Source organism: Streptomyces sp. NPDC059718, from assembly GCF_042733315.1.
In the GTDB taxonomy this organism is placed as follows: Bacteria; Actinomycetota; Actinomycetes; order Streptomycetales; family Streptomycetaceae; genus Actinacidiphila.
The window spans coordinates 32,262-41,222 of record NZ_JBHWGA010000068.1; the positions used below are offsets into that span (position 1 = coordinate 32,262).

9 protein-coding genes are annotated in these 8,961 nt (G+C 69.0%); 5 read left to right on the plus strand and 4 right to left on the minus strand.

The genetic code is table 11. The features are described 5' to 3' along the window. The first annotated feature begins 35 nt into the window (after nucleotides 1-35). Nucleotides 36-488, plus strand: a complete 453-nt coding sequence (locus tag ACFV3E_RS42450) for a hypothetical protein (protein WP_500541272.1) — start codon at nucleotides 36-38, stop codon at nucleotides 486-488. A gap of 11 nt (nucleotides 489-499) precedes the next feature. Here the strand turns inward: ACFV3E_RS42450 and ACFV3E_RS42455 are convergent, their stop codons facing one another. From ACFV3E_RS42455 to ACFV3E_RS42465, 3 genes are all read right to left on the minus strand, one after another. Further along, nucleotides 500-979 carry a hypothetical protein gene (locus ACFV3E_RS42455; protein WP_500541274.1) on the minus strand — a complete coding sequence of 160 codons (480 nt, stop codon included), beginning with the start codon at nucleotides 977-979 and terminating at the stop codon, nucleotides 500-502. Nucleotides 980-1,688: 709 nt separating this feature from the next. Next, entirely contained in the window at nucleotides 1,689-1,955 is a 267-nt protein-coding gene (locus ACFV3E_RS42460; protein WP_500541276.1) for a hypothetical protein, read from the minus strand. A gap of 38 nt (nucleotides 1,956-1,993) precedes the next feature. Beyond that, the gene (locus ACFV3E_RS42465; protein ID WP_500541278.1) at nucleotides 1,994-2,203 is read right to left on the minus strand and encodes a hypothetical protein; all 210 of its coding nucleotides are present in this window, start codon (nucleotides 2,201-2,203) and stop codon (nucleotides 1,994-1,996) included. Between the two features lie 709 nt (nucleotides 2,204-2,912). On the opposite strand from ACFV3E_RS42465, the gene ACFV3E_RS42470 reads away from it, so the two are divergent. Then, the gene (locus tag ACFV3E_RS42470) at nucleotides 2,913-3,161 is read left to right on the plus strand and encodes a hypothetical protein (protein ID WP_500541280.1); all 249 of its coding nucleotides are present in this window, start codon (nucleotides 2,913-2,915) and stop codon (nucleotides 3,159-3,161) included. Nucleotides 3,162-3,919: 758 nt separating this feature from the next. On the opposite strand, the gene ACFV3E_RS42475 is transcribed toward ACFV3E_RS42470, so the two are convergent. Next, nucleotides 3,920-4,663, minus strand: coding sequence for an SOS response-associated peptidase (locus tag ACFV3E_RS42475; RefSeq protein WP_500541282.1), 744 nt, complete (start codon nucleotides 4,661-4,663; stop codon nucleotides 3,920-3,922). Nucleotides 4,664-4,824: 161 nt separating this feature from the next. Between ACFV3E_RS42475 and ACFV3E_RS42480 the strand changes: the two genes are divergently transcribed. The 3 genes from ACFV3E_RS42480 to ACFV3E_RS42490 form a co-directional block, all read left to right on the plus strand. Further along, entirely contained in the window at nucleotides 4,825-5,850 is a 1,026-nt protein-coding gene (locus ACFV3E_RS42480) for a DNA polymerase Y family protein (RefSeq protein ID WP_500541284.1), read from the plus strand. 14 nt (nucleotides 5,851-5,864) lie between these two features. Beyond that, a complete protein-coding gene (locus ACFV3E_RS42485) occupies nucleotides 5,865-6,323 on the plus strand; it encodes a DUF6233 domain-containing protein (protein WP_500541286.1) in 459 nt (152 codons plus the stop codon). Nucleotides 6,324-6,585: 262 nt separating this feature from the next. Beyond that, nucleotides 6,586-8,961, plus strand: a 2,376-nt coding sequence (locus tag ACFV3E_RS42490; RefSeq protein WP_500541288.1) for an NB-ARC domain-containing protein, incomplete at its 3' end; no start/stop codon positions are given.

Below are 8,961 nucleotides of genomic sequence, written 5' to 3' on the forward strand. Positions count from 1 at the left end.
AGATCAGCGTAACTCCGATACGGGGGAGGTAAGTCATGGTCGCCGCACTGCGGCTTGAAGTCACTGGAGTGGTGGAGTCGTTCGAACTGCCGGAGGACTCCACCAGGGCACGCCAGGTGTTGCGCGCTCTGCTCAGTGGCGCCGTCGACGGCGCGGTCTACCACCGGCGCGCCCTCATCCACGTCCATGGCCAGGGCTCCCTCAGCCCGGCCCGGCAGCTCAACGTCGCCGTGTGGGCGCTGGCCAGCACCTGGCGCGGCACCGAGCTGCCGTACGGGCTGTATGGGACGGCCGTCGTGACCGGCCCGAACCGCTCCGACGGCGGGTACAACGCCCTGGACGAGGACCTGTCAGTGCACGTGCAGGCGGTGTGCGCCGCGGTGTCCCGGGTGCTGGCCGCGTGGGCCGACCGGCCGCCGAGGGGAGAAGCTCAAGCACGGGCAGATCTCCTCAGGGCGTACAGGGGTAGGAACGACGCACCGAGCTGAGCCCTACCCGATCAGTCCGACGTGGTTGCTCCGAGATAGCGGCGGGCGTCAGTCAACGGCGCGCGGCGCATGAGCCACCATGACCACAGTCCGTAAGCGATGAGGGCGAGGCACCAGAGTGCGGTGGCAGCCCATCGACATGCCGTATGTGCCGCCGAGGCGTGTTCCGGGGGCGCCAAGATTCCGACGGCCCCGACGCCCAACAGCACTAGGCCCAGTCGATAGGCAAGTGTTGACCAGCGGGTCAGCCGGTACCAGATCATGAAATCGTCGCGCTGCCGCCATGCACGGTCCTGAGTTCTGGGCTCTTCCTCGCTTCCGAACCACGTCTTGACGTCGTCCATGTTGTAGAGGAACGCGCGAGCACGCACTGCTATCTCGATACTGGCCAGGAAGAGTACGGCAGACGCTGTCAGGGCGAGCATGGCCGGCCCAGGCCACCGGAAGTTCGGGCCGTCAGCACCGACCACGCCAATCGTCGCAAGAGCCACACCTCCAAGGAACGGAGCTGCGACGAATTGAGTGGCTTCAACAGCTTGCGGTTCGCCGAGTCTGCTCGGTCCAGCCGTCAGCACGATGCCTCCGTCCTCAAGAGCGTTGACCGGGCAGTCAGATTAGATCCGCTTGCGCTCCTCAGGAAGGGCGCAAGTCCCCCCGGCGCGATCCTCAAAGCGGGCATGTGATCGTGATGAGCCGATGACAGGACAACCATGATCGGCATAACGCGTGCTCCTGACCTGCGGAAGAGAACCATGAGCGCCAGCATGTGAGCCGCTGGTGACACCGCCTGGGGCTTCGGCGATCTGGGCTGGTAGTCGGTACAAGCGAAGGGGCTCCTGCCGCCGTTATGGCGGCAGGAGCCCCTTCGGCGCTCGAGGGGATGTCAGCCGACGCGTCCCCGCTGCATGCGGCGGGCCCGCCGGCCCGGCGAGGCGGCTCCGCCTGGGGGTCGGGTGGTGTGCGGTAGTGCCGGCGCGGTCTGCTGCTCACCCGCGGGCTGGCAGTGCGGGCAGAGTTCGTGGTGGCCGAGGTCGGTGACAATGGTTCCCCATCCGCGGCAGTGTTCGCAGTCGCGGGCCAAGGCGGCGTTGGCGCGGGGAGCGGGGCTTGCCCCGTCGGTCATACGGCGCTTCATCCGATGCGTCTGGTATGTCCCTTGTAAGCGACCGACACCACACCCGCCAAATGCGTGTTCGACGATCAGGCGTCGCTCAGCATCTGGTCGGCCGCGAGTGCAGCACGGCGGCGCGGGAAGTCTGCCACGAACGGCTCGAGTTTGCCGGGCGTGTAGATGGCGCCGTACTGGGCGACGATCCCGCGCGCGGTGAGCAGTTGCGCCAGGAGGTACTCGTCCGGGGCGACGCCGTCGCGCTCCAGGTGCTCGTGCCAGACGGCGTAGATCCGGAACGCGGGCAGGTAGCGGCGCAGGGTGGAAGGGCTGACCGGGGCACCGCCGCGGCCTGTCATCCCGAGAGTGGCAAGATGAGCTGACAGCACCTTGTCCGTCAGCTGCTTGTCGTCGGTGATGGTTTGAGGACCTTTCGGTGGCCGTCGGTCTCCTCCAGCAGCTCGATGGTCACCTCGGTCGAGGGGTCGCCGTAGAGACCGACGTAGCCTCGGTAGGCGCGCAGCGCCGTGTCGTGGTTGTCCCAGCTTCCGGTGACGGTCGGGCCGCCGGGGTGGAATTGAAGGTAAGCGATGAAGGTGGTGGTCATCGGCTCGGGGTCACGCTGCGCTGTGGCCCCGCAGTCTCGTCAGGCCTGCGCCAGCCTGCGCATACCCCGCCTTGCCCGAGCAGCGCGACCGAGCTGCCGCCGAGCTCGCCCGCGAGGACGAAAAAGTCTGGGGCCCCTCGGCCGGTTGCACCAGGCGCCGCCGGCATGCTGCTCTTGGGAGGTAGCGGCGGACGACACTGCTACCGCCTGCTCTGGGTAGCACAAAGAGCGACCAGGAACACCGTCCTCGCGCTCGGAACGCTTCCCCACGCCGCCATCGCCCCCGTGTCCGCGCCTGCCGGGAGGGAGGCGAGGCACCAATCCGCCGGTGTGCTGGCACACTGCCGCTCTCCCCGGATACCCTCCCAATCACGGATGGTGATTCCCGTCGGAGGACAGCATGAGCGCCCAGCCCGCGGAGACAGGCCCTGCGCCTCAGGTCGAGCCCACGATCCGCAGTGTGCGCGCCGCCCTCCCTGCTGAGCACCGGGCTGCGTTCAACGAGGAAATCGACAGCACGCCTCTCCACCTCATCGGCAAGGCCTTGGCTGACTGGGACGCGCGCGCGCGAGCCCTCGCTTACCCCGCCCTACTCGCTATGGCCCGGCGTATCGGGGACGAGCGGGCCGGCCGTGCCGAACGCCCGCCGGTACTGCCGGATGCGGCCGTTCGGGCACTCGCACCGTCCCTGCGGCCATAGCCTGACGTCGTGCCCTTCGAGATCGACATCAGCGCCGAGGTCGCCGACGACCTGCAGCGGATGCAGCCGTGGGCCCGGCGCTCCCTCGACGCAGCCCTCCTGGTGGCCGCTGCCGACCCTTCCCGACTTCCCGCCCTCCCCCAAGAGTCAGTGGCCGCCAGAATCGTCTCTTTCGGAGACGGCCGTGGCCTGTGCTTGGTAGAGGTCGATGAGGACGGCAAGAGGCTGATTCTGCGCCTCATCCAGACGCCCCGCTGAACTCGCCGTCAGGCTGATCGTCCAGGCGGTGTGAAGGCCGTGAGCAAGGGCCAGATTCCCACGAACGGGTGATGCTGCCGCTTCCGCGTCTGCTCGGGCTGGCGGACTGCCAGACTTGCCATGAGCCTCTGCCCTGCTCAGCGGGGCCGAGTCCCCGACGGGGGTCCGACCGCTACGGCCGGCCGCGAGTGCTAGCTGCCCAGGCGAGCAGCCTGTGACCAGCTGGTGCGCTGTACCCATCGCCCCACCGGGGCTTCAAGATGGGATGACTCTCATGCATGAGCAGGCGTGACGTGTGGGTGCAGACATCAATTGAGCTCATCCGTGCCGACACAATCCACAGGGTGACCTGGAACGAGGGGCAGCGCCTGTCCCTGCACATCTCTGGTTCCCGCCAGCCCCTGGACATCAGTCTGCCCGAACCGTCCAATTTGCACGGCCCACTCCGCGACGACCTCGGTCGGGCGGTCCCCTCTCACTTCCTCGAGGGAGGTGGTTGCTCGGTGCGCTGAGTTCCGGGGAACCCACCGCCTGCATCCCGAACTCGTCACGTCCGTGCTGCGCTGGCACTGCACCCATGCCACGGAGGCGGGCCACCACCTGCCCGTACTCCCCCTCGACGCGGACGACGGCGCGCCCTTGCCGCACCTGTACCTGCCCGAACCGAGCCCAGGATGGGTTCGGCCCAAGCCCAGGACAGCCGGGTAGGACTCTTCCCGGATAGCCGGGAGACAACTCCAGCGCCTGTCGCCTTGTGCTCAGCCCGCGGGCTCGAAAGCATCCAGAAGACCGGGCCCGTTGTTCCGAACGCTGTTGACCTTCAAGGACACGGGTCGGACCGACAAGTGGCCGTCGGCGGGCGTGGTCAGGAGGGCGCGGAGTTCGTCGACGTCCTGGTGCTCGGGGTCGAGCCAGGCGTCATAGTCGGCGGCTGCGATGGACAGCGGCATCCGGGGATGGACTCGGCCGGCTGCGTCGGTGGCCTCGGTGGTGATGATCGTGCATGTGGCCAGCCAGGCGTCCGGGGCGTCGTCACCGGCGACCTCCTTGTTGCGCCACCACTCGTACAGGCCCGCGAAGGCCATGCCCTGGTCACTGCCCTCTGGGCTGATGAAGTAGGGCTGCTTGTGCGCTTTCCTGTCCTCGGTGGCCGGGACCGGGACCCACTCGTAGAAGCCGTCGGCCGGCAGCAAGCAGCGGCGCCGGGTGAAGGCGCGGCGGTAGGCGGGCTTCTCGTGGACGGTCTCCATGCGGGCGTTGATCATTTTCGAGCCGATCGCGGGATCCTTGGCCCAGGACGGGACCAGGCCCCACCGCAGCGGCCGCAGCTGCCGCTCCAGCGCGCCGGTCTCCCGGTCGACACCCTCCATGACAGCCGATACCAGGTTGGTCGGGGCCACGTTCCAGTTCGGCGCCACGAGCGCTTCAGGGTTCCATTCGGTGACCCGGAACTGCTTGACCAGGTCGTCGGGGCGTCGGGTGGAGACATAGCGGCCGCACATGCCCACCAGCCTGCCACGCCGCCCAGTGGTAGCTATGCCGGGCCTGGTCCGGCGCTGTCACCTGCAGGTTCCTGCGTTCACCCGTGAGGGTGGATCCACGGTGAGCCACTGGCCCTCATTCGAAAATCTGTGCGAATATGGGTGTGAGGGAGGCGGTGACCATGGACGAAGACGCTCGTCGCGCCGAGCAGGGCGCGCATGTTCTGCATGTGCGGGTGGTGGATCGCTGGCTTCCCGAGCCCACCTATCGGGAGCTGCTCGTGCTGCTGGGGGATGTCACGCCGGTGGTGCAGCCGCTGCCGTCGGCTGCGGCACTCGCCGACGTCGCTGGCGCCACGCGGTACTGGGACCGCACTCCTTATGAGCTCTCGGTGCGGATCAGGACCCGCGCTCTCGGCGCCCTTGGGCTGCCGCTGCAGGTGGGTGTGGCAAGCTCGTGGGCGCTGGCCGCGATGGCTTCTGCGCATCCGGGCCGAGGCGGCATCCGCGTCGTCCCGGACGACCACCGGGCGGTCCGAGCGTTCCTTGACCCGTTGCCGGTCCGCAGCCTGTACGGGGTCGGCCCGGCGCAGGCCGCCACCCTGGAGCGATTCGGCCTGCGCACCGTCGGGCAGGTGGCCCGCGTGCCGCTGGAAACCCTTCAGCGGGTCCTCGAGGGCCGGACGCCTGCGCGCCTGGTGCACGAGCGGGCGCGGGGCATCGACCTGCGGCCGGTGGTCGCCACCGCCCTGCCGCAGACCATCAGCATGCAGCGGGGCCTGGACGCTGACACGATCGACCCGGGCCTGGTCCAACGCGAGATTCTGCACGCCGTGCTGGATGTCGCGCACCAGCTGCGCGAGCGCGGCCAGGTCGCCCGCGTGCTCACGCTCGGCGTCGCGTTCGCCGGCGGCAGCAGCGTGAGCCGCTCCCGGACGCTGCGCGAGGCCACCGCCTACAGCGACGACCTGCGCCTGGCTGCGGCGCAGTTGTTTGAACGCCTGGGGCTGCAGCGGGCCCGGGTGCGCGGCATCTCGGTCCGCGCCGAGCAACTGAGCGGCGCCGAGGGGGCCTCGGTGCAGCTGAGCCTCGACCCGGAGCGCGAGGCCGGCCACCGCCTGGACCCCGTCGTCGACCAGGTGATCGCCCGGTTCGGCCCTGGCGCTCTCACTTGGGCGCCACTCGCCCACCGCCGTCGCAGTGCCTGACTCGACGGAGCGACGTGCACGAGGACCTGCCCACCGATCCAGATGAGCTCCGCGTCATCGAGGCGCACCTGCTCCGCCTGATCGCCCGGATCCGCGAGCAGCGCGACGCACCTGTCCCGTTGTACCCAGATCTGCCCGCCGACCGTGCCTGGCTGCGGATCATCGAGGCCCATGCAGCAGTGCAGCTACGCCGCGCTGGCGAGCAGGAGTACGAGGTGGAGACCGGGGACCGACCCTGGGTCTCGGGCCCCGCCCCGGGCTGGAAGTTGCAGCACCTGCCCACCGCCGCTGGTCAGGCACCGCGGCAGATCCTGCACCGGATGGATTGCTGGATCGACAGCGGCGAGGACCTCACCTCGGAGGAGGCCTCAGGCCATGTGGCCCGGCCGACCGTGGAGCTGTGCCAGCTGTGCCGCCCGAGTCCCCCGGTCCGCCCGTTACAAACCGGGGCATCTGCCGCCGCAGACGCGTGAGTGCCGCCGCCTCGGGGCGAGCTATGCGTTGCAGCGCCGAAAATGTATACCGCGAATTCTCCGAGTTCAGTGAATTCGCGAATTCGGGGGTTATCTCGGCTCCCGATGAGCGCCGACCCGTGGTGCCATTCGGTGGCGACCTCATTGCGCCTGGCGGCGCGAGACAGGTCTCGTGGCCGACCAGCCGGTACGCTCCGGGTGCCATACATGGCAGACGTGTGTACTGGGGGAGTAGATGCGAGGACGTGCGTTCGCTGTTGCCATGGTGGGGCTCTCCGTCCTCGGCTTCCTGCTATCGACCCTGTTGGCGCTTGCGGCCAACGCGGCAACCAACCAGGCCCGCTGGCCGGGTGTCCTGGACCAGCTGCTCCGGCATGCGTGGCCCTCGGTCGGGATCCTGGCGGGGCTCTCCGTCATCCCCATCGTCCTAGTGACCTGGGCGCAGGTTCGTCCTCCGGCCGGCCAAAACGACCCGCCTCCGCCGCGGCCTGAGAGTGTGCCGGAGTGGGTCGTGGCGCGGTCCGAGACATCGCAGGCAGTCGCCGCCGTCACACGCTGGCGCTTCAGGCACGTAGCTATCACCACCGGCTTCTCAGGGGCCGGAGGCTTTGGGAAGACCACTCTCGCCACGGCGGTGTGCGCCCACTGGCGGGTGCGGTTCTTCTTCCGCCGCCGGATCTACACCGTCTCCATCGGCCGTGACATTCGAGGCCGGGCTGCCATCGCGGCCAAGGTCGCCGAGGTGACCCGGTTCATCACTGGAGATGCCGAAGAGTTCAGCGACCCCGTCCTCGCCGGGCAGCACCTGGGCCGGCTCCTAGACCAGCGGCCTCGCATGTTGCTCGTCCTAGACGATGTCTGGGAAGAGGAACAACTGGCCCCCTTCCGGTACGGCGGCCGCCGCTGCACACGTCTGATCACCACCCGCAACCCGAACCTCCTCCCCTCCGGCACCGTACAGATCCTTGTTGACCAGATGTCGGCCGAACAGGCGCGGGCACTGCTGACCTGGCGCCTTCCGCCCATCCCCGCTGATCTGATCGACGACCTGCTGCAGGCGACAGGCCGCTGGGCGCTGTTGCTTCGTCTGGCGAATCGGGTCATCGCCGAACAGATCGCTGCCGGCGCTACCCCGGCCGACGCGCCCCGCACCGTGCTGCAACAATTGCGCGCGCATGGCCCCGCAATTGTCGACGACCCCGGCACCGCCTGGAGCCTCGACGATCAACACGAACGCAACCAGGCCGTCAGAGCCAGCATCGAAGCCGCGACCTCGCTTCTACCGCCTGGCGGAGCCGACCGCTTCACCGAACTCGCCATCTTCGCCGAAGACGAAGCCATCCCCGTCTCCCTGGTCGCCCTGCTCTGGCAAGCCACAGCAGGGCTCACCGAGACACAGATCCAGGCTCTATGGCGGAAGCTTCGAGACCTATCCCTGATCACCCTCACCCCCAACCACGGTGGCCGGATCGGCCTCCACGACGTCATCCGGGACTACCTGCGCGCCGACCTCGGCACCGCCGCCCTCACAACGCTTCATGGCCGGTTCACCGACGCCGTGGCCGCGACCCTGGCTCCTACCACACCGCTTACGCCCACGGCCCCAGACCCCGGCCATGCCTGGTGGGAGTTGAGAGACGATTACCTCCTAGACCACCTCATTGAGCACCTCCGGGCAGGTGGCCACAGCACCCAAGCCGAAGCGGTGGCCAGCGACATCCGATGGGTGGAAGCCCGGCTCGGCCAACGCGGCCCCACCGCCCCCTGGAGCGACCTCGCGCAAATCGGCACTGCGCACGCCCGTACGCTGGCCCGTACTGTGGCTCAGGCCGCTCACCTACTCACCCCCGTCGGTACTGGTCGCCTTCTCGCTGGCGTGCTGCACGGGCGCCTGCAGCAACACCCTCTCTGGCACGATCAAATCGTTGCTCGCCAGAACGAATCCGCCCAGCGGCCACTGCTCTCAGCTCAATGGCCCCTTCCCGACCAGCCTGCCCACGCCCTCCAACGCACCCTCACCGGCCACACCAGTCCGGTGCATTCGGTGGCGATCTCCCCCGACGGCACATGGCTCGCCACCGCCAGCGGCGACAGGGCGGTGCGGATCTGGGATCGCGCCACTGGTACCTGCACCAGCACCCTCACCGGCCACACCGACCGGGTGTGCTCGGTGGCGATTTCCCCCGACGGCACATGGCTCGCCACCGCCAGCGGCGACAGGGCGGTGCGGATCTGGGATCGGGCCACTGGTACCTGCACCAGCACCCTCACCGGCCACACCGACCGGGTGCGCTCGGTGGCGATCTCCCCCGACGGCACATGGCTCGCCACCACCAGCGACGACCAGACGGTGCGGATCTGGGACCGCGCCACCGGCGCCCGCACCAGCACCCTCACCGGCCACACCGACCGGGTGTGCTCGGTGGCGATCTCCCCCGACGGCACATGGCTCGCCACCGCCAGCGGCGACAGGGCGGTGCGGATCTGGGACCGCGCCACTGGTACCTGCACCAGCACCCTCACCGGCCACACCACCTGGGTGCGCTCGGTGGCGATCTCCCCCGACGGCACATGGCTCGCCACCACCGGCAGCGACGAGACGGTGCGGATCTGGGATCGCGTCACCGGCGCCTGCACC